Here is a 21,719-nt window from a genome sequence, read left to right on the forward strand (position 1 = left end):
AGTATTATTCTTAAGCCCTATTCGTTAGTACGTTGAATAGATGCTCCAACAGCATTAAGTTTTTTTTCAATAAATTCATAACCTCGATCTAAATGATAAGTTCTTTGTATTGTTGTGATTCCTTTTGCAGCAAGACCTGCAAGAACTAAAGATGCACTTGCACGTAAATCTGAGGCCATAACAGGTGCTCCTTTTAACTCTTTAACACCTGTAACAATAGCTGTGTGTCCGTTTAGGCGGATATTAGCTCCCATTCGAGCAAGTTCTTGTACATGCATGAACCTATTTTCAAAGATAGTTTCATTAACTGTACTAGTTCCATAAGCAATAGACATAAGGGCCATAATTTGTGCTTGCATGTCAGTTGGGAATCCTGGAAATGGCCTTGTTGTTACATCAGTAGCTTTGAGTGTTTTTATAGGGGCAACATAGATACCACATTCTCTTTTTTCAATGTGTATACCCATTTGCATAAATTTATTAATAATAGCTTCCAATTCTTTATAGGGACAACCTGATATAAGCAGTTCTCCCTTTGTAATAGCAGCAGCAGTAAGAAAAGTCCCAGCTTCAATACGATCTGGCATGATACTATATGTACAACCATTAAGAGAAGGGACTCCTTGGATATGAATGACATTTGTACCGTGTCCTTTAATTATTGCACCACAGGCAATAAGAAATCGTGCAAGATCTTCAATTTCAGGTTCTTGAGCAGCATTTTCAAGAATAGTTTCTCCTTCAGCAATTGAGGCTGCTATAAGAAGATTTTCTGTCCCACCAACCGTTGGGAAATCCAAGTAAATATGTGTACCTTTAAGTTTAGTACAGTCCCCTATAAGGTATCCATCTTTTAGGGTAAACTTAGCACCCATTTTTTCAAGTGCTTTGATGTGAAGATCTATAGGACGAGCACCAATAGCACATCCTCCTGGCATAGCTACCTTAGCTTTACCAAGCTTGGCGAGTAGTGGTCCCAGAACAAGAATTGATGCTCTCATTGTACAGACAAGTTCATAAGGCGCCTCATGTTGTAATGTTCCTGGTGTTAGTTCTATACATTGCTCTGTTTGCTGAATAGTGCATCCAAGGATTTCTAGAAGTTTTATTGTTGTCCTAATATCTCGTAACTGCGGAACATTATGTAACGTAACTTTTTTATTTGCTAAAATACTTGCTATTAGAATAGGTAGTGCAGCATTTTTTGAACCACTTACAGTTACTGTGCCTTTAAGTGGGTAACCACCTTCAATAATAAGTTTATCCATGTATTTTTTGCCCCATGATTTGTCCTAATAGCATATTAGATCCTTCTATCTTTTTATTTTATTAGTTATATAAAGTTATTCCATCCATTGTTGATGGATATTTTTTATCTGATTTTTTTGTTTAAAGAAATGGGAATCAAAGAGACTTGGCTTGACCTTATTATTTGTTTAAGATACACACCATCGTGCATATGGCGGATGTAGCTCAGTAGGTAGAGCACCTGGTTGTGGCCCAGGTGGCCGTGGGTTCAAGTCCCATCATTCGCCCCATTCTTATTAATGTTATATTTCCAACGTTAGTCCTACAGGGCAATGATCAGAGCCTTGAATATCCATTTCAATCCAAGCATCACGAATTGTAGGCATAAGTTCTATAGAAACAAAAAAATAGTCTATTCGCCATCCAACATTACGCTCTCGAGCACGCTGTTGATATGACCACCATGAATAATTGTTTGGTATATCCCCATGAACATAGCGAAATGTATCAATATAACCTGCAGCAATAAAACGATCCATCCAGGTTCTTTCTATTGGCAAAAACCCAGAGGTTTCCTCATTTGCTTTTGGGCGAGCAAGGTCTATAGGTCTATGGGCAGTATTAAAGTCTCCACATACGACAATAGGTTTTGTCTTTCTAGCTTCTTCTGCATAATTAAGAAAACTATCATAATAGCCAAGCTTATAGCTTAGACGGTGGTCTCCTTGAGTTCCGTTAGGAAAATAAATATTCATAAAGTGAAAAGATGGATATTCTAAATGGAGTAAACGGCCTTCACCTTGAAAGGTAGGATTAGGTAGTTCAGCTGTAACAGCAAGTGGTTTAGGCTTACTAAATACAGCCACTCCTGAATATCCTTTTTTCTTTATAGAGGCTGACCAGTAAGATAGCCAACCTTCTGGCTTTTGGAGGTTATCTTGGAGTTGTGAAGGATCTACCTTTGTTTCTTGTAAAGCAATAATATCGGATTGATTCTCATGAAACCAATTCCAATGTGGTTTTTTTATGATTGCCCTGAATCCATTGATATTCCATGATGTAAGTCGTAACAAGGAAGGCATAGTAGTCATCCATTTAATAGTCTATTGCTATGGTAAGTCAGCATCATAAGTATATTGCTTCTATAAAAAAATTTAGTAGAAGAATATAGATTATCTAAAAAACAATATTACATGTTAAAGTTATAGCTTTTTTAATATTAATTAATCTTATTAATAGAGAAGCCTAAAAGTATAAGAATTATCTCTTTGCTGTAAGAATCATATAGTTTAGTGGGATAGTAGTAAATATCTTTTCTTTTTTTAAAGTACTAACTGCATCCTTTTGTTTCAAAATTTGTTAAAAATTTTTGTTATCTTTTAATATGTTTTGTTAATCGTTTTAAATTAATGATGGCTTTATAGATGTGATAGGCTCAAGAATAGATGGTTTTCTAGTGAGAGTTGTAGGTTCTTTTTTAGTTGAGTTTATAGATGCTTGATTAGAATACTCTTTAGGTGTTTCTGGTTGTCCGTTAAGTTTAAGCTGAGCTTCTTTTTGTATACTAATATCTTTAGATAATTCTTGTTTTTTTATTGAATTTGAAGGCTTAATTCTAGCTTCCTTTATAGCAGCTTCTTTTTTATTAGAGATTTTTTTATCTTTAGATATAAATGGATTAGAGTTTTTTGGGCTATAGGAGGAAAAAGTTTGCTTGTGTGATACATAGGACTTCCATAGTTTATCAGATAGAAGAGTCCTACTTTCTTCGTGCTGTTCTAGTCCAGTATAGGTTGAAGTACTCCCCAAAAATGAGAGACTCATTTCTCCAAAGGCATACGGTGTATATATCAAAAGGGAGAGGCTTAGAATAGATAAAAATAGGCGAGTCATGTTGAGATCCTCCAACTAATTTATGTTTGTTACAGACTAGTATCGGTTGAAAGTAGAGAATGTTTAGGGACAGTTTTTATATAAAATCACCATTGATGATGAAATGAAGATATTTATCTGATCTTATAATATCGAAAAAATTATCCTTGATTAACAAGGAGTTACTAGGAGCCTATTAATTATAGGTATAGCTCAATGAGTACTTTGTCAGTTCATTGATGAATTTTCTGTTGGTGCAGAAATATTAAGAAATAGGTGTAGTCCCATTAGCCATACCTATTTATATGGGACTTACGACAATAGAGATGTTAGTAGTTATAGGTGGAGGTGGTTTATTATACAACATCTAAAAAGTTAACTATAACTTCACTCCTTCAGGTATCTATTCTTATAGTTATTATGTTTTTTTTTTTGCAGAACATATTCGGAAACTTTTGGAAGAAACAGAAATTGCTGCACACAAAGTTTTTTCAGGGGTAAAGAATTTTTTAAGAATTAATAACTAAGTCCAATAGGATCCTAGTAGTCAAAAATAAGGATCTTATTGGACTTAAAATGCTTAAATTACAATTTGAAGTTAGAATGTTAAACGTGCACTTAATATAATTTGATGCATAAATATTTCTTTTGTTTTTAAACTAGCATTAGCAGTTGCAGTAACAGGTCCTAATGGTAGGAGGTCAACTATTTGACTTTTATTCCAGCTTTTAGTTTCACCTTTACCAAATCCAGCAAAACGATATCCTAAATCAAGAGCAAAAGTTTCTGAAATTTCATATGAAGTACCTACTGTAGCCATCCAGGCAAAGTTCTTTTTTGTTTTATCATCAAGTTTTACTTTGATATCGTAGCCTAAGCTATCTATGATAGCATTAGACTTTGTTTTTACACCAGCAATGCCAAGTCCAACACCTATATATGGTGTAAATGGAGAATCAGTTTTTATATCAAAATATCCGTTTACTAGAAGAGCTCCAAGGGTAATATCCGTCTTTTGCCCATTGTGTTTTATATCCATTTTTTTAAAAAAACTAAATTCAAGCTCTGTACGTATAGGAGTTTGAAACATATGATTAAAATCATATCCAACAGCTAATGCTCCCCCAGGAAGTGATTCTGTTTTTTTATGGCTAACAGAGTCTGAGATAGTTTGTACGTTTACTATACCAATTGTTCCTGTTGTTTTGATATCAACAGGTGCAAATCCCCAAATGAACTTAGGAGCAATATATAATCCTGTTTGTTCAGCTGAAGCAATTGTAGGTGATATAGATAATAAACATGCTGAAAGTAAAATCCATAATTTTCTCATTGAATAATTTCTCCTTTATGTTAGGGCTTAAATTTTTTAATATACTAAACTATAAAAAAAGTAAATAGGATAATTTGTGAACTTATTTTATTTGTTACAATAGGATAAATTACCTTAATAAGGTAAAAGAATTATATTGACATAACATTGTTACAATGTGTAGAAGCATCATTAATTGGGGCTGTAGCTCAATTGGGAGAGCGCTTGAATGGCATTCAAGAGGTAGTCGGTTCAATCCCGACCAGCTCCACCATATTTTTTATAATATATAATAGCTTAATAGTTTAGGTAGCTTTATTATATTAGATTTCTCTTCTTTTTTAAGATACTTTTTATTGTATAATTTACAGTAGTATCATTGTAATTTTTATTTTAGTTAGATAGTAATAGTAAGAATCATCTTACATTACTATCTAACTGTAATTAGTTCTGTCATCTTAACTTCTTATCTACTAGCTAAAAATTAATCAGTCTAAAAGACATTATTATAATAATATTACCTAGTAATAGTTATTATAATATTCATTACCAGTGGATATAAAGTTTAATTTAGAAGGGTATTATGGCTAACAAGTATAAACTCAAAACGAATAATATGCTTAAGTGTGCTGCATGTGGAAACAATGAGTTTGAAGAACATCATAAAGAGAAAGAAGGAAAAGAAAAGTGGATCTATGTTTGCTCAAAGTGTGGATTGATGATGAAATTTATTAATCAGTTGAACGTTGAAAGTTAATAGCCAGGAAGGAGGGGAGTGAGCTCCCCTTTATTTATGCCTGTAATATTGTACCAGAGTATATTAATTTGGAATTAAACTAAGGATGAGCTATGTAACTTCATTTAACTTTGAGTATTGGAGGTCCTATGGGTAATAACAATAATGATAATGGAATATCAGTTAATTCTCTACCATTTAGAGATGGGAAGTCAGCAGAACCACACTATTCTAATACTATCCCCCAAAGTAAATATAAAATTTCTCAAAGACCAACACCACCTGGAGTTGAGCCTATGACTTCAGGTTCATTTAAAACTCCAGATAATACTACAGAAAAGATTAAGGCTATGGACTCAGTTCGTGTCAATGGTCATGATATGGCTATTACAACTAATCTTGGCGTAAAAATAGCTAATAATCAAAATACACTTAGGGCAGGAGTACGTGGTCCATCGTTACTAGAAGATTTTCATCTTCATGAGAAGTTAGCACACTTCCATCGTGAAAGAATTCCTGAGCGAGTTGTACATGCAAGGGGGTCAGGAGCTTATGGATATTTTCAAGTATATAAATCAATGAGGCAATATACAAAAGCTGCTTTTCTTCAGGATCCAGGAGTCAAAACGCCAGTTTTTGTTCGTTTTTCTACTGTACAAGGTTTTAGGGGTTCTCCTGATACTGCAAGAGATTTACGAGGCTGGGCAACAAAGTTTTATACTCAAGAAGGTAACTTTGACTTAGTAGGTAATAATACAGCTGTATTTTTTATACAAGATGCTATCAAATTCCCAGATTTTGTGCATGCTGTAAAACCTGAACCACATAATGAGGTTCCTCAAGGACAGTCTGCACATGATAATTTTTGGGATTATGTATCATTACAACCTGAAACATTGCATAATGTTATGTGGGCTATGTCTGATCGTGGTATTCCAAGGAGCTATCGCATGATGGAAGGGTTTGGCATACATACATTTAGACTTATTAATGAGCAGGATAAAAGTTGTTTTGTTCGTTTTCATTGGAAGCCAGTGTATGGTACTAGTTCTCTTCTTTGGGATGAAGCACAAATTCTTACAGGACGTGATCCTGATTTTCATCGTAAGGATCTTTGGCAAGCAATTGAAGCTGGGGATTATCCTGAGTATGAGTTAGGACTACAAATTATTCCAGAAGAAGATGAGCATAAATTTGACTTTGATATTTTAGACGCTACAAAGTTAATCCCAGAAGCATTAGTCCCTATAGAACTTGTAGGGAAAATGGTATTAAACCGTAATCCAGATAATTTTTTTGCAGAGACTGAACAAGCTGCATTCTGTCCTGCTAATATTGTACCTGGGATTGATTTTTCAGATGATCCACTCTTACAAGGCCGTATTTTTTCTTATTTTGATACTCAATTGCATAGATTAGGTGGGCCAAATTTTAATGAAATACCTATAAATAGGCCTATTTGTCCTGTTACTAATCAACAGCGTGATGGAAATCATCGTATGCAAATTGATTCTACTGTTGCTAATTATGAGCCAAATACTGTAAGTGGAAATTGGCCTCGTGAAGTACAACCATCAGAGCATGGTGGAGGGTTTACTACATATAAAAGTAAAGTTGAAGGGACTAAAGTACGTGAGCGTAGTCCATCTTTTTTTGACTATTACTCACAACCACGCTTATTTTGGTTAAGTCAAACAGCCCCAGAACAAAAGCATATAATTGATGCATTTAGTTTTGAGCTTAGCAAGGTAATGCGACCATATATACGGGAGCGTATAGTAGATTTACTTAGTTATATAGATCGTGATCTTGCTAAAGGTGTTGCTACTAATCTTGGTTTAACTTTAAGTCAAGAACAATTGTCATACGATCTTCCTAAGCCAGTAAATGGATTAACTAGTGATCCATCGCTTAGTTTATACGCTAAAAATAAACAAAATATAAAATCAAGACGAGTAGCACTACTTGTTGCAGATGGTGTAAGTAAGGAGTCAATAGAAACTATTAGCAATATGTTACATAAAGAAGGAGTATATCCACAGTTTTTTGCGCCACATATGGGAAGTATTAAGACGGAAGAGGGTAATGAAATAACAGTTGATGGTACTATTGAAGGGAATCCTTCAGTTGTTGTAGATGCTGTTATTGTTCCTCAAGGGAAACAAAGTCTAAATACATTATTAAATGATGGCAATGCAAAATATTATTTATGTCAAGCATATAAACACCTTAAGCCTATAGGGCTTCCTGGAAATACAAAAGAAATGCTTAGCTATATAGGGTTATCAGAAAATGATATTGATGAAGGATTAGTATTGGCTCCTGATAGTCCAAAAATGATAGGAAAATTTATAGATGCTATGAAACAACATAGGATATGGTCTAGAGAATCTAAGATAACAAGCTTCTCTGCATGAGTATGTAATTATTTATAAGTAACTGCTAAAGAGCTCTCTTTTTATAAGGGAGTTCTTGTATATTTTTTTATTTTTATACTAACCTAGTGTTTAACTTCATTATTTAATTTTGTTATATAAATTTTAATATATATATATTATCTATAAGACGAAAATAAATTAGATAGTTATACCTAAATATACTATATTAAATTTTGTTAATTACTAGTTATTTAATAAGTTTTACCTATTAAATAAACTATACAAAATTAGTAAAAATTTTTACTAATGATTAAATATTATAGTTTATTATATTACTTATGTTATTTAAAGAATATATTAATTAGTATGTATAAAATAAGATTTCTATTTCTAACAATATTAGAATTAATATATTTTATTATAAATTACTAAAAACAAAAGGGAAAAATATTTTTAATAATAGAATAATAGATAAATACTTTTATATTTAGATGAACTAAGTTGATATATTGAAATTTATCATAGTATTGATACATTTTAAATTATGTTAATTTAGTACATAAAATAATTTTTAAAATGTTACAAAAAGTTTTATTTTTACAATTATTATATCAGTAAATTGTAAGTCTCATAATATTTGAACTATAAAAATATTGTGAGACTTCTTAATATGTTAGAAGAAACATAAGCTTTTTATATTAATTTAATAACATATTTTATTATATGCTTAACTAGACATATTCAACCATGTAGCTATATTCAAATACTATAATAAATTTTAATAATTTTTACTTATTATATATACATTATATAAAATAATTTTGTATGGTTAATTTTATTAAAATTAATATAATTATATATGCTTAAAATTATAGTAAATTCTTATTTATAATATCAAATATAACCTATTACTATTTTTAGAATAAAGATTAACTTAGTTACAGTGAAGTGTAATGTTTATATATAGATACAATATATTTTTCCACCATATTAAAAAAAGTTATATTATATAACTAAATTTGATTATTATTGATGATGCATGGCCTTCAAGCAATTGTGATTTTACTTTGTGTAGAATTAATATGGAGGATTCCAATATGCGCTGGAAAGATATTTCTATTTTTAAAAAGTTATTAATAGGCTTTTCTATAGTTATTCTTGCAGGGGTTATTGGGCTTGCAAATGATTATTTTGAAGTGACTAGGATTCGAAATATTACAGATCAAGTCTTATTAGCTGTTAATTATAGAAAAGCTATTTTGAATGCTGAAGTTGCACACCTTACATGGGTAAATAAAGTTGCTAACTATCTTATTGAAAGGGGGAAAAATGAATTACATGTTGAGTTAAATGATCATCTATGTACATTTGGTAAGTTACTTTATGGGGAGCAACGGAAAGAAATAGAAGAACGTATACCAGAAACTAAGTCTTTATTTCTTTTTATAGAGGGACCACACAACCGTCTTCATCAATCTGTTATTGGCATCACAGCTGCTATGGGAGAAGGTAAAATAAATGAAGCATCACAAATTTTTCAGAATGTTACTTTAAAAGAACTTGATCTTATTCGAACAACTCTTAATAAGCTTGTTGTCGTTTTTGATGCTAGGTCTACAGTTCTTGAAGATTCACTTATAAATACAATCCATTTTGCATTAGTCGTTATATTATTATGTGTAGCTGTGATGCTAATTGGTGGTTTACTTTTATCTTTATTCCTTGGAAGAAGTATTGTTAGACCAATATGGAAGCTAGTAGCTTATGCTCATGAAGTAAGTGAAGGAAATTTAAAAGATCCAACATTAAATCAAAAAGATGAAGTTGGTCAGCTTGCAGGAACATTAGGAATAATGGTTAATAAACTTAAGAAAACTATTGAAGAAGCAAATATGAAGGCAGATGAGGCCTATAGAAAGGAAGAAGAAGCAAATGCAGCACGTGTAAATACAGAGTCTGCTATCCAGGAAGTAAAAAAGAAACAGCAAGAGCTACAAGATGTTACAGTTCAATTAAAAGGTGTTGTAGATGTTCTTAGTAGTGCATCAAAAGAAATGTCTACACAAATTGAAACATCTGAAAGGGGAGCAATTTTACAAGCAAAACGTATTAATGAAACTGCAACAGCTATGTCAGAAATGAGTTCATCTGTTTTAGAAGTTGCTCGAAATGCAAATGTAGCAGCAGAACTTTCTGCAGAAGCACGTACTCGAGCTGAAGAAGGATCTGGCATTATGAATAATGCAGTAGAAAGTATTTATGAAGTCCAAAAGCATTCTTTGATGCTTAAAGAAGATATGCAGATTTTAACACAACATGCACAGAATATTGATCAAATTATGAGTGTTATTTCAGACATTGCTGATCAGACAAATTTATTGGCACTTAATGCTGCAATAGAGGCGGCTAGAGCAGGAGAAGCTGGGCGAGGATTTGCTGTTGTAGCTGATGAAGTTCGTAAGTTAGCTGAAAAAACAATTACTTCTACTGCAGATGTAGGTAAAGCTATTGGTGCTATTCAGCATAGTGTTGAGAAAAACATGGGACAGGTTGATAAAACCGTTCAGTCTATTGAGTCAACTACAGATTTATCAACTAAGGCAGGAGAGTTATTGAGAAATATTCAAGAGATGGTAGAATCCACAGCAAGTCAGGTACGTTCAATTGCTACAGCTTCTGAAAAACAGTCTGCTACAAGTGAAGAGATTAGTTCTTCTATTGAAGAAGTAAATCAAGTTGCAAAAGAAACTGCTTCTGCAATGGTTTCTTTAAATAAAGCTATGGTAGATCTTGCTGCTCAAAGTCGGGGATTACAAGAACTCATTAGAAAGTTGGAACAAGAGACAATAGGATAATGATATACAAAAGTTTATCCTAGTATTAGATAGAGATGTTTTTACTTCTTTATCTAAGACTAGGGACTTTTATTTTTAGTAACTAATAGAACTTAATAATTAATTATTCTAGATAATTACTTTTCACTCCAAAAAACTCTACCATTTTTTACTTTAAGCCTTCCAAGTGGAAGTTCTTTCCAAAATAGTGGGACTTCTTTACCTTTAAAATCTGTCATTATGCTTTGTCCTTGTGTAATTTTTTCAAGTTGTTGAACGTTATCAATATGTAAACAATAAGCTAGGTCTGTTGTTGATTGTAATAGACGTAGCCGTGGTGAAGGTAAGATATTTGTCTTTGATGTTTTACCAATAATAGGGCCTTGCCAATATAGAGTATAGGGTAAATAAGTTAAGGCAGCATGAGGAATAAAATGGAGATTAGAGTTGAAGTCAACAAGATTTCCTTGTGGTAATTTAGTTATATCAATGCCAAAAGGTCCAAGGGTATCTAATGAATAGTGAGGATATGAAGATATATCTATTTTTTCATTAGTAGTATCAATTTTGGTTGTATTTTTACCAGGCTTTTGAAGACAAGCAATAAAAAATCCTTGAGAGTCATGGGTATTAGGTAAACGGATTACCCCTTCATAAGAGGGTGATATAGGTTTTATAACAGAGAATCCTAAAGGGAGTTCAAGCGGGATTAATTTTAATCCAAGGTTAGTTATAGCAAATTGTATTTGTGCTTCATTTTCATCTATATTAGTTGTACATGTGGAGTAAACAATTTTCCCCCCGGGGATTAATAGACGTGTTGCCTCTGTAAGAAGTTTTTTTTGTAAAATAATAAGTGGATTAATTCGTTCTCCCTGCCAAATTTTTGTAACTTGAGGATTTTTTTTTATAGTTCCCCATCCAGAACATGGAGGATCAAGCAAAATTTTCCCCCAGGTAGCATCTGGCATAGGTAGTTTTTCAGCTGGCCATGAACATGTAACTGTATTAAAACAATTAAGTCTACCAAGATTATTACGTAATGTTAGTAGACGACTTTTGGTAGGATCATTTCCTACAATAAGTCCAGTGTTACCTACAAGTTGTGATAGTAAAGTTGTTTTACTACCAGGGCTTGCACACATATCTAATATAATATCTCCAACATTAGCTTGTAAAGCTAATACTGGCAACATAGACGATCGATCTTGAATATAAATTAAACCAAAAAATGCAGCTAAACTTTTTCCAAGGGGGAATGGCTCATATATAATTTTTCTTGCTAAATATAAGAAAGGATCAGGTTCAAAGATAAATCCTTGTTCAGAAAGTAAGTTTTCTACTAAAGAAATTTCATTAGGATAACATATAATCCTAAAGGATCGATGGCTAGATTTGTTTATAGACATAAGATTAGTAAGTAATTATGGTTATTTTTTGAGTGATACTAAAATGTTTCATAGTCTTATTTGGAATTTGGACAAAAATAGATAAAGGCCCTTATGGGGTATGTTAAAGAAGCTTTGGTAATAGTTTCTAAGGAGTTATTTAATGCATCAAAAAAGTTGTTTAGTTGCTTTATGTATTATGTTTATTATTATGGTGCAAGTTCTTCAGGCAAATGCAGCTAGCTATGTGGTTTTGCCATTTAAAGTAAATGCTCCTCCAAGCTATACTTATTTGGAAAAAGCTATCCCATCTATGTTAACTTCTAGACTTTATTGGGAAGAACGTTTTCAACCTATCCCGGATGCTAATGCTATTAAAGCAGGAAAGGTAGAAGATATAAAGGAAATGGATAAGGCAAGGATAGCTACAGGTGCAGACTATCTTATATGGGGACAGGTAAATATTGTAGGTGATGAAGCTACGCTTGATGTACAAGTTTGTGATATAGAAGGATCAATTTGGAGGAAAAGTAAAAATACAAAAGTTGATAATTTAATTACTGCCCTTCAAGATACAGCAGATGCAATTAATAGTGAGTTGTTTGGGCGTGCAACTACAAAACCATCATCAAAAGCTACTATTGTAGCTCAAATGAACTCTGGATTGATTAAGGGAAAAGGAAATGAAAATCAGTCATATCTTAATCCAGAATTTCGTTATCAAGGAAGCAATCTTTCCCGTGGCCGAAGTCAAGCTCTTCCCTTTGCTTCAGTTGGTATAGTTGTTGGTGACTTTATAGGAGATAATAAAAATGAAGTTGCCATATTAAGTGAGTATAAAGTCCATATTTATCGATGGGAAGAAGAAAGGTTAGCTCTTCTTGGAGAATATAAATTCCCTCGCTCACTACAGTCTTTACATATTCGTGCTTTTGATGTGGATCATGATGGTGTACAGGAAATCATTGTTTCTTGCTTTGATCCTTCATATGCAAAGCCATATTCGTTTATTCTTAGTTTTAAAAATAGAGTGTTTAAAGAGTTAGCCACAAACTTACCATTTTATTTAAATGTGGTTAAACTTCCACCAGATTTTTCTCCTATGTTAATTGGTCAAAAGAGTGACAATTCAAGGATTTTTTCTCCCTCTGGGGTTTATGAAATAGAAAAACATGGACGTAACTATATAATGGGAAATCGTCTTAGTCTTCCAAAGGAAGCTAATATTTTTAATTTTTCTTGGTTACCATCAGATTCATTAAAAGATGAAGAAGCTAAGTTAGTACTTGTAACCAATAATGAAAGATTAGTTGTATATAATACAAAAGGTACAAGACTTTTTATGACTGAAGAAGTGTATTATGGTTCTTCTGTTGGTATAGACGAGCCCAGTAATATGCCTGGTCTTGGAAAGTCAAAAGAGCTTATCCCTTCTAAATATTTTATCCCAGGACGGATGATTCCTATTAATCTTGATTCAATGGGGAAATGGGAGTTGCTTGTAAGCAAGCCAATTTCTGTTGCAGCAAAATTTTTTGAAAATTATAGATCTTTTGCTGAAGGCGAAATTCAGGCTTTAACATGGGACGGCTTAGGATTAGGTCTTGTATGGAATACACGTCGTATTAAGGGAACTATTACAGATTTTGCCTTAGCTGATATGAATAATGATGGGAAGTTAGACTTAGTTGTTTCCGTTAATAGCCATACAGGGATTCTTGGACTAGAAAAACGAAAGACAATTATAGTATTTTATCCTTTAGAGGTAGATAAACAAGGTATCCCTAAGGCTGTTGAAGATAACTAATTTTTTCCTATTAATTATTTTTTTATTCTGATAGTTAACACTACTATAGTTATATTATTTACTATCTGTTTTAATTTGGTACAGGTTGATATAATAAAACTATTAGATTTATAAGTAGATTTCAATTTTATAAAAGGAAAGTAAGTAGATTCATCATAAATAAACGCTTAAGTAAGGTATAAGGATGGCTTCTATTGCCCTTATGTTACCACGGTTTGGACTATATGGCGGTGTTGAGCAGTTTGCTTATCGTTTAGCAGAAGCGCTTGCAGAAGAGCATAGTGTAGATTTTATTTGTGCTAGGGCAGAAGCTTCTCCTCCATTGGGTGTTCGAGTTATTATTGTAGGTAGATTGGGTTGGTTTAAATGGTTAAAAATAGCTTGGTTTGCTATTTGTGCTGAGCAAGTTCGTAAAAAAGGTTCATATGATCTTGTTATTGGTCTTGGGAAAACATGGAATCAGGATATAGTCCGTATAGGTGGTGGTCCACAATCTAAGTTTTGGTCTCTTTCTGAGCAAGCATGGTCTCCAGGCTTTCATCGTTATAGTAAAAAGTTTCGTAGATATGTTAATCCTGCAAGTTGGCTAAATTTTATTATAGAAAAACATCAAATTTATAGTCAGAGTACTTTAATTTGTGTTTCTGAAACTGTTCGGCAATGGGTACTTGAAGCATACCCTAGTATTCAATCTCCAGAGGTTATTTATAACTTACCAGATTTTAGTCGATTTACACCTACTACTTATGAGCAAAGAGTAGTGGCAAGAGCTAAGTTTGATCTAGACATGGGACACATTGCTATTGCTACAGCAACAAGTAATTTTATGTTGAAGGGAACTAGAAGTTTAATCAAAGCAATGAAGCTTCTTCCCTTAAATTTTAAGTTATTTATTGCAGGGGGTAGGGATATATCCTCTTATAAAAAGCTTGTTCATTTATTAAAAGTTCAGGATAGAGTTGTATTTATGGGGAAAGTAGAAGATATGCTTTCATTGTATAGAGCAATAGATTTATTTGCTCTTCCCACTTATTATGATGCTTGTTCAAATGCTGTATTAGAAGCAAGGGCATGTGGATTAAAAGTTCTTAGTAGTAAATATGATGGTTCTAGCTCATTTTTACCCCAACATTGGTTAATTAATAACCCTAGTAATTCTCAAGAAATAGCAAATAAACTTTTGTCTATGAGCCAAGAACCACCTCCTAGTCCTATGTATATACCAAGTACTATAAAAGCAGGTCTTAGTTCTTGGGTGAATTTTATTGAATTTATGCTTCAAAAGAAGTCTTTAATGAAGATGTAATATAGGAGTTTAATTGTGCTAAATTTGATATAGCTAGCTAAGAATCAAATAGTATGATAAAAAATAATGCTGTATTTATTATAAGTTATTGACTACATCATATTACTTTTTTAAAATAAGTAACACATAGTAATACTATAATTTTTTGAGGTAAGGAAAAGCAAATGAAATTAAAAATATTTTTTGTAGTAACTATTCTCTTAACTTCATTTTATACAGCTACAGCACATGAATTCCTTATAAAGTCTGATAAAGATAATGTAGTAAAAGAAGAGAAAATAACAATTGATGTTGTTGAAACTCATGTTTTTATAAAACCTGAAGAGCTTCCTGTACTTAAGGATGTTTTACTTTCTTTTATACAAGGTAAAAAATCATCAGAAACAATAAAGCTTGAATCAATTTCAAAAGAGAATTTATTGCGTGGCATTATTGATCCTACTACTAGTGAAGATATTGTTGTTTTTGCTAAAAGATTACCTCAATATTGGAGTGAAACTACAGAAGGTATATTAGAAGGTGATAGAGAAATTTTAGAAGCACAGGGGAAAAAAGTTTTAAGTGTTGGAAGTTATGAAAAGTATGCCCTTCTTTTTATCCCTGGGGAAGATTCAAAAACTATTTCAAACTATGTTGTTCCAGGTGAACATCCACCATTATTTCTTGCTCCAATGTTTAATCCTTATGCTGTGAAAGTGGGACAAAAAATTAAATTTATGGTGACAAGCGAAGGAAAGCCTGTTGCAAATGCTTCTATTTCAGCTACCTATGATGGATTCAGTGATAAAGAAAATGTTTATGCTATAACTACAAAAACCTGTAAAAAAGGTTTAGTCCAGATTAGTCCAGATTCTCCTGGGTTATGGTTAATTACAACAGAAGTAAAAGATAAACTTGTTGACTCTATTGCTGATGAAAAGAGCATTCGTTCAACAACACTATTTTGGGTAACACCCTAACAAAGTATATAGTAATTTAATTGAAGAAAGACATTAATATTCACTAATGTCTTTCTTTTTTACTATCTGATTTACATTATATGTATTAATTCATTATTTAACCAGTGATAAAAATCTATTCTTGCCCTTTGTGCATACCATTCTTTACGCTCTTTCTTTTTAATTTTTTCTGTGGGTTCTGGAACAAGGCCAAAATGAATGTTAGATGGTTGAAATTGTTTTGATGGACATGATATATGTTCAAGTAATCCTCCAAGGGCACATGTTTTGGGAGGTCTTAGAATTTTTTTATCTTTAGAAAGTGCAAGCAAAAGTATACTTACCCAGAGACCACAGGCAATAGATTCTACATAGCCTTCAACACCTGTTATTTGGCCTGCAAGATGTATACATGGAAAATTACGGAGTGCTAATTGATCTGTAAGTATTTTGGGTGAATTGATATATGTATTGCGATGCATACTTCCAAATCTAACAAACTCAACATTTGAAAGGCCGGGTACAAGTCTAAATATGGTATCTTGTGCTGGATATGTAAGTTTTGTTTGGCAACCAACAAGATTTAACATACTTTTATTAAGATTTTCAGGGCGTAACTGTAGGACAGCGTAGGGGCGTAACCCTGTATGAGGATTAATAAGACCGACAGGTTTAAATGGACCAAAAAGAAGTGTTTTTTCCCCACGTTCAGCAAGGGCTTCTATAGGCATACAACCTTCAAAGTGTATTTCTTTTTCCACCTTTGAGTTGGTTACTTTTTCTCCTTTTAATAGTGAAGAATAAAATATTTGATATTCTTCATAAGACATAGGACAGTTAAGATAATCCCCTTCTCCTTGTTCTTCATAGCGTGATCCCCAGAAAGCAATGGACATATCTATTGAATCTGCAGTAACAATAGGGGCTATAGCATCATAAAAATAAAGATATTTATCCCCAATAAGGGTTGATAGTGAGTTAGAAATGTTTGGACTAGCTAATGGACCAGTTGCAACTATAATACGATCATATTTTTCAAGGAATGATGTACTCAAAGAAGAAACTTCTTCTCTGATAAGGTGAATTTTGGGGTGAGATTCAATAAGTTGTGTAACTTGTTTAGAAAAAAGTTCGCGATCAACTGCAAGAGCTTTTCCTGCAGGGACACGGCATGTATCTGCTATGGCCATAAGAGGACTATTAAGTTCTCTAAGTTCTTGTTTGAGTAAACCAATACCTGTAGTAAGCTCATTAGATCTTAATGAATTAGAACAAACTAATTCTGCAAGTAGAGGTGTATTATGGGCTGGAGAGAATAGCTGAGGTTTTTGTTCAAATAGTGTGACTGAGAAACCGAATTTAGCTAGGGTTAGAGCACATTCACATCCAGAAAGTCCTCCACCAATAATAGCAATGTTATGTATATTCATATCTTATTATTAATTATTGTTAGGGATAGGGGAGAGCAGGATAATATTTATAAGGTAGTAAAAAGAAGTTTATAAAAATAGATTAAGTTATTATAGAGAGAGATAGTAATATATTATGCCACATTATTAGTTCGTTATTGTTATTATTATTATTATTATTAGGTTTTATTATAAAAGTAGTTATTTACTTTTTGTGACTATCATCTTTTTTTAACTCTCTGGTTTCCCACCAACGTTTATTTTTTTGTTTATACCACCAGTCAGTATGATCAGATATAAGAATAACATGATAAAGTTCTTTTGCTAGACTACTTTTTAATCGACTAAAAAGGTTTTCTAACCAGTTTTTAGCATAAGGATTTCCTAAATTTTGTTCAACTTTGAGATTAAGGGCAAGATCAAGTTGGTCTGCATCATGAGCAAAGATAGCCTCTAGTGTTTGACAGTTAGAATATTCATCCCATAATGAAAGAATACTTTCTCCAATATTTATACCTGAAATAGAATCTTTTAAAGCTTTTCTGGTATTAGCTTTGACATATATATGATTTATGTAGTTAAGATCCCCTATACGTACTTCTGGAAAATCATGAAATAAGCAGAGTAAGCTTGTATGTTCAGGGTTTGCACCACATTCTTTTGCAAGGATATAGCCTATAATTGCTGTTCGATAAGAATGTTCTGCTACATTTTCTTTTCCTGTCCCAAGAAAAGGATAACCACTTCGAGGGATATATCGAAGCATTCCTGCTTCAAAGAAAAATTGGACTATGTTTTTGATAGTGTCACTATTTAATGAAGTATAATTATAATTATTCATAGTAACTATATTTATTTTTAAATAATTCTAATAGTATTTAATATTAATAGGTTAACGTTGAATTGTTTTCCCAACAACATAGCCGCTTGCCCAAGCCCAATGTAGATTATATCCTCCCAAAAGGCCTGTAATGTCAAGAATTTCTCCAGAAAAATAAAGGCCTGGTATTATATTGCTTTCAAGGGTATGAGGGTTAACTTCATAGGTATTAACACCACCAGCCATAGCTTCAGCTTTTTTTATACCCTCTGTTTCAAGAGGGCTCTCAACATAAGCATGAAGTTTGTTACTAAGCCATATACGGTTTTTTTTACTTATTTCAGCGACTTTTTGTGACTGGAGATTAATAGGAATAAAATTATCAATAAATCGAGTAGGAAAAAAGTTTTTTAATAAGCTTTTTACTGTTTGCTTTGTATTACTAAAGGAATGCATATAATCAATAAGAGAAATATGAGGTAAGAAATTTATAGTAATAGTTTGTCCTTTTTCCCAAAAACATGAAGCCTGCAAAGCAGCAGGACCACTAATACCTTTATGTGTAAAAAGAAGTGGATAATGAAATGTGCGTTTTTTATTATCTGCTCCTATAGTGATACTAACATTAAGGCTAATTCCTGCTAAATCTTGTAATGGAGAGTTTTTTTGAAGAATAAATGGAACAAGAATTGGCCGAGTTGGAATAATAGTATGACAGCATTGTTTTGCTATATGTATTCCTAAGTCTGTTGCTCCTGTGGCAGGCCACGCTTGACTTCCTAAGGCTAGCACTAAATTAGAGGTTTTTAGAAGTTGAGTAGAAGTTTTTATTACAAATGATTTTGGGTTAGCAGATACTTTTTGTATACTATTTTTTAATAAAAATTGGACATTATTTTTTTTACATTCATCTATAAGACATTTTACAAAGTGAGCAACTTTTACTTTACAGAAGACTTGATCATGGGATCGTATTTCCCAAGGGATATTATATTTTTTTAGGAGATCGATGATATCATGGGGTGAATATTGTAATAAGACATCTTTACAGAATATAGGATTTTCTCCTACATACCATTTTGGGCTTAAATTTAAGTTAGTTATATTACCTTTTCCTCCACCTGCTAGGCATAGTTTACGCGCTATAGTAGGTGAATGATCTATTATTATACAAGATAAACCTTTTTGAGCTACTGTGAGCCCACACATGAGTCCAGATGCACCTGCTCCAAGAATGACGACATCATAATCATGTTCATAATCATATTTTGGAGATAAGTTGTTTGTCATAAATAATACTATCTTTTTTATATAACCTTAGTTTTATGTTTTATAAAATAATTTGTTTTGAGTATAGATTAACTAGTTTTTTGTAGTATATTGATATACTTATTTACTCTATAAATTTTGTTTTATTATATTATTTAACAATAGTGAGCAACAATATAGCGGAGGGGAAAAAGTTATGAATCCTACTAGTGAAGCATTAATGGCAGCATGGGAGTTTCGTTATGCTTGTAAAGAGTTTGATCCTGTAAAGAAAATTAGTGAAGAAGACTTTCATATAATTCTTGAAGGTGGTCGTCTTTCTCCAAGTTCTTTTGGTTTTGAACCATGGGAGTTTCTTGTTGTACAAAATGTTGAGTTGAGATCTGTAATTCGTGCTTTTTCTTGGGGTGGACAAACACAAATTCCTACAGCTAGTCATTTGGTAATCATCCTAGCACGGAAGCCAGAAACTATGGGGCCAAACTCTTCATATGTTCGAAAAACAATTATGGAAGATACTTAACATTTACCTGAAAATGTTGCTAATGCTAGAGCAGAGAAATATGGAATTTTTTTGAAACATGATTTTAATTTACTAGGTAATGAAAGAGCTTGTTTTGAATGGGTAGCAAGACAATGTTATATTCCATTAGCTAATATGATGACGGCAGCAGCATTTTTAGGAATAGATTCTTGTGCAATAGAAGGCTTTATAAAAGCAGATTTAGAAAAATTACTATCAGATAAAGGATACATAGATCCAAATGAGTTTGGGGCAGCATGTATAGTCACTTTTGGTTATCGTAAAGAGTCATCTCCACCTTTTTTAAAAACACGCCGTCCAGAAAAAGAGGTTGTTCATTGGATAAATTAAATTTACGACCAATGAAATAAAATCAAAAGTTCTAATGCTGGATGAAGACTATGGCAAAGGGGACAGTCTTTAGCAATAGTTTCAAGAGCTATTTTATCTTTCTCTGTAATGTTTATTGTAGATATATTTAATATGATTTCTATTGTTTTGATTCTTTTAGGCTCATGGGTAACTATTGTTTTCGTCTCTGCTTCTAATTTAATGAGCTTAATATTATGTAGTAATGCATGAATATGCATTGCTGTTATAATACAGGTTGTAATAGATGTAACAAACAAGTCCATTGAAGAAAAGGAAGAACTTTGGCCATAATTATTTAATGGAGGATCTGTTATGATTTTTGTTCCACTACTTACATGAAGACATTCTACTTGAAAATTACCAATATATTTTGCTAGAATTACAGACACACTTCTTCATCCTATTTTTTGTTAAAGGTTATATACAATTACTATGAAGAAAAATATATTGTTTCATCTAAACAAAAAAAATTTAGTTATTAAAATTTTTTTTGTTAGAGTATTATAATACATTTTTTATTATATTGTGTAATATTTTTTTATTAATATATAATAAAACTATCTAAAATTTTTAAAAAAGATAGACTGTATAAAATACAGTCTATCTTTTTTAATTAATATATAGAAAATACAGAAATTTTAGAGTTGATATTGTAAGTAACAAGAAAAATATATTCTTTCTTTTACTTAAAGTTATATAGATGTCTAAATCCTGTAAAGTCAAATTTCTATATTTCTATTAGTTTTGTTTTATATAGAAACTCAGTTTTAGTTGTAATATATTTGTTTAGAATTATGGTTTGTTATAAAACAACTGAAGATAATAAAAAAGGAATATATAATGAAGAGGTTACATATTCGTTTTTTTTTTTTTTTTACTCTATTAACATTAAATTGATAAAATAGGAGATCATAATGAATTAGAAGTCTGTTTAGGTAGATCATATAGTCCATATCATGAGTTGATTTATGAATACAACTAATATTGTTATACAACAGTGATTATACTACACTCTAAACCTATTCTAAGGTAAATACTAAAAACTAAACAACAGATAAACCTGCTGGCTCTATATCTGCAGGAGACTAAAGAAGGTATTCAGCAGGGCTTAAAATCAGCTGTAACCAATTTCTGCACTACATCCACCAGTACTATAGTAGCCTACTTCTGATTGACTACAACATGAAGTTTTACAGTTATTAGAGTGATTGGGAGTAGGAGATATTGCAAGAGGTTGGTTAGGAAAATATACTAATAATACTACGATAATATAATATAGTTATTATTTTTTGAATAATCTGAAGATAAGAAATTATATAGTTAATAAGAAATTTTTAATTATTACTACAAGTAAAAAGCGAAAATGTTGTATATAGATATATAATAGTGCTTCCAATGTATTTAATATATTACAGTATAATATCATAATTAAATAAAATTATGTACCGTATTTTAATATAAGTTTATTATATATTAGTGAACCAAATTTTTATTTAGTTATTAAAAG

15 protein-coding genes, 2 tRNA genes and 1 pseudogene are annotated in these 21,719 nt (G+C 31.9%); 9 read left to right on the plus strand and 9 right to left on the minus strand.

The genetic code is table 11. From position 1 onward, the window contains the following. Positions 1-17: 17 nt before the first annotated feature. Positions 18-1,268, minus strand: coding sequence for a UDP-N-acetylglucosamine 1-carboxyvinyltransferase (gene murA / locus LI_RS04570; protein ID WP_011526921.1), 1,251 nt, complete (start codon positions 1,266-1,268; stop codon positions 18-20). A gap of 194 nt (positions 1,269-1,462) precedes the next feature. Between murA and LI_RS04575 the strand changes: the two genes are divergently transcribed. Further along, a tRNA-His gene (locus LI_RS04575) sits at positions 1,463-1,538 on the plus strand. Positions 1,539-1,550: 12 nt separating this feature from the next. Here the strand turns inward: LI_RS04575 and LI_RS04580 are convergent. The 3 genes from LI_RS04580 to LI_RS04590 all read right to left on the minus strand — a co-directional run bounded on the left by LI_RS04580 (position 1,551) and on the right by LI_RS04590 (position 4,453). Continuing rightward, a complete protein-coding gene (locus tag LI_RS04580) occupies positions 1,551-2,330 on the minus strand; it encodes an exodeoxyribonuclease III (protein ID WP_011526922.1) in 780 nt (259 codons plus the stop codon). Positions 2,331-2,649: 319 nt separating this feature from the next. Next, positions 2,650-3,141 carry a hypothetical protein gene (locus LI_RS04585; protein WP_011526923.1) on the minus strand — a complete coding sequence of 164 codons (492 nt, stop codon included), beginning with the start codon at positions 3,139-3,141 and terminating at the stop codon, positions 2,650-2,652. Positions 3,142-3,718: 577 nt separating this feature from the next. Beyond that, entirely contained in the window at positions 3,719-4,453 is a 735-nt protein-coding gene (locus LI_RS04590; RefSeq protein WP_011526924.1) for an outer membrane protein, read from the minus strand. Between the two features lie 177 nt (positions 4,454-4,630). Between LI_RS04590 and LI_RS04595 the strand changes: the two genes are divergently transcribed. From LI_RS04595 to LI_RS04605, 4 genes are all read left to right on the plus strand, one after another. Further along, positions 4,631-4,706: transfer RNA gene (locus LI_RS04595), tRNA-Ala, on the plus strand. A 309-nt stretch (positions 4,707-5,015) separates the two neighbouring features. Further along, positions 5,016-5,189 carry a hypothetical protein gene (locus tag LI_RS07525; protein WP_155800199.1) on the plus strand — a complete coding sequence of 58 codons (174 nt, stop codon included), beginning with the start codon at positions 5,016-5,018 and terminating at the stop codon, positions 5,187-5,189. A 128-nt stretch (positions 5,190-5,317) separates the two neighbouring features. After that, a complete protein-coding gene (katE, locus tag LI_RS04600; RefSeq protein WP_011526925.1) occupies positions 5,318-7,585 on the plus strand; it encodes a catalase HPII in 2,268 nt (755 codons plus the stop codon). A gap of 1,058 nt (positions 7,586-8,643) precedes the next feature. Next, a complete protein-coding gene (locus tag LI_RS04605; protein WP_011526926.1) occupies positions 8,644-10,401 on the plus strand; it encodes a methyl-accepting chemotaxis protein in 1,758 nt (585 codons plus the stop codon). Between the two features lie 116 nt (positions 10,402-10,517). On the opposite strand, the gene LI_RS04610 is transcribed toward LI_RS04605, so the two are convergent. Then, positions 10,518-11,789 carry an NOL1/NOP2/SUN domain family protein gene (locus tag LI_RS04610; protein WP_011526927.1) on the minus strand — a complete coding sequence of 424 codons (1,272 nt, stop codon included), beginning with the start codon at positions 11,787-11,789 and terminating at the stop codon, positions 10,518-10,520. Between the two features lie 142 nt (positions 11,790-11,931). Between LI_RS04610 and LI_RS04615 the strand changes: the two genes are divergently transcribed. The 3 genes from LI_RS04615 to LI_RS04625 all read left to right on the plus strand — a co-directional run bounded on the left by LI_RS04615 (position 11,932) and on the right by LI_RS04625 (position 15,840). After that, the gene (locus LI_RS04615; protein ID WP_011526928.1) at positions 11,932-13,575 is read left to right on the plus strand and encodes an FG-GAP repeat domain-containing protein; all 1,644 of its coding nucleotides are present in this window, start codon (positions 11,932-11,934) and stop codon (positions 13,573-13,575) included. A gap of 184 nt (positions 13,576-13,759) precedes the next feature. After that, entirely contained in the window at positions 13,760-14,881 is a 1,122-nt protein-coding gene (locus tag LI_RS04620; RefSeq protein WP_011526929.1) for a glycosyltransferase family 4 protein, read from the plus strand. 164 nt (positions 14,882-15,045) lie between these two features. Then, positions 15,046-15,840, plus strand: a complete 795-nt coding sequence (locus LI_RS04625) for a DUF4198 domain-containing protein (protein ID WP_011526930.1) — start codon at positions 15,046-15,048, stop codon at positions 15,838-15,840. A gap of 71 nt (positions 15,841-15,911) precedes the next feature. Here LI_RS04625 and trmFO read toward each other — a convergent pair whose 3' ends face one another. The 3 genes from trmFO to LI_RS04640 all read right to left on the minus strand — a co-directional run bounded on the left by trmFO (position 15,912) and on the right by LI_RS04640 (position 19,338). Beyond that, entirely contained in the window at positions 15,912-17,249 is a 1,338-nt protein-coding gene (gene trmFO / locus LI_RS04630) for a methylenetetrahydrofolate--tRNA-(uracil(54)-C(5))-methyltransferase (FADH(2)-oxidizing) TrmFO (protein WP_011526931.1), read from the minus strand. 184 nt (positions 17,250-17,433) lie between these two features. Continuing rightward, the gene (locus tag LI_RS04635) at positions 17,434-18,069 is read right to left on the minus strand and encodes an HD domain-containing protein (protein ID WP_011526932.1); all 636 of its coding nucleotides are present in this window, start codon (positions 18,067-18,069) and stop codon (positions 17,434-17,436) included. 51 nt (positions 18,070-18,120) lie between these two features. Then, positions 18,121-19,338 carry a BaiN/RdsA family NAD(P)/FAD-dependent oxidoreductase gene (locus LI_RS04640; protein WP_011526933.1) on the minus strand — a complete coding sequence of 406 codons (1,218 nt, stop codon included), beginning with the start codon at positions 19,336-19,338 and terminating at the stop codon, positions 18,121-18,123. A gap of 199 nt (positions 19,339-19,537) precedes the next feature. On the opposite strand from LI_RS04640, the pseudogene LI_RS07700 reads away from it, so the two are divergent. After that, positions 19,538-20,191, plus strand: a pseudogene (locus LI_RS07700) (NAD(P)H-dependent oxidoreductase). 2 nt (positions 20,192-20,193) lie between these two features. Here LI_RS07700 and LI_RS04650 read toward each other — a convergent pair. Further along, complete coding sequence (locus tag LI_RS04650; RefSeq protein ID WP_011526936.1) at positions 20,194-20,601, minus strand: OsmC family protein; 408 nt, start codon at positions 20,599-20,601, stop codon at positions 20,194-20,196. Between the last annotated feature and the right edge of the window lie 1,118 nt (positions 20,602-21,719).

It is taken from the genome of Lawsonia intracellularis PHE/MN1-00, assembly GCF_000055945.1.
Taxonomy (GTDB): domain Bacteria; phylum Desulfobacterota; class Desulfovibrionia; order Desulfovibrionales; family Desulfovibrionaceae; genus Bilophila; species Bilophila intracellularis.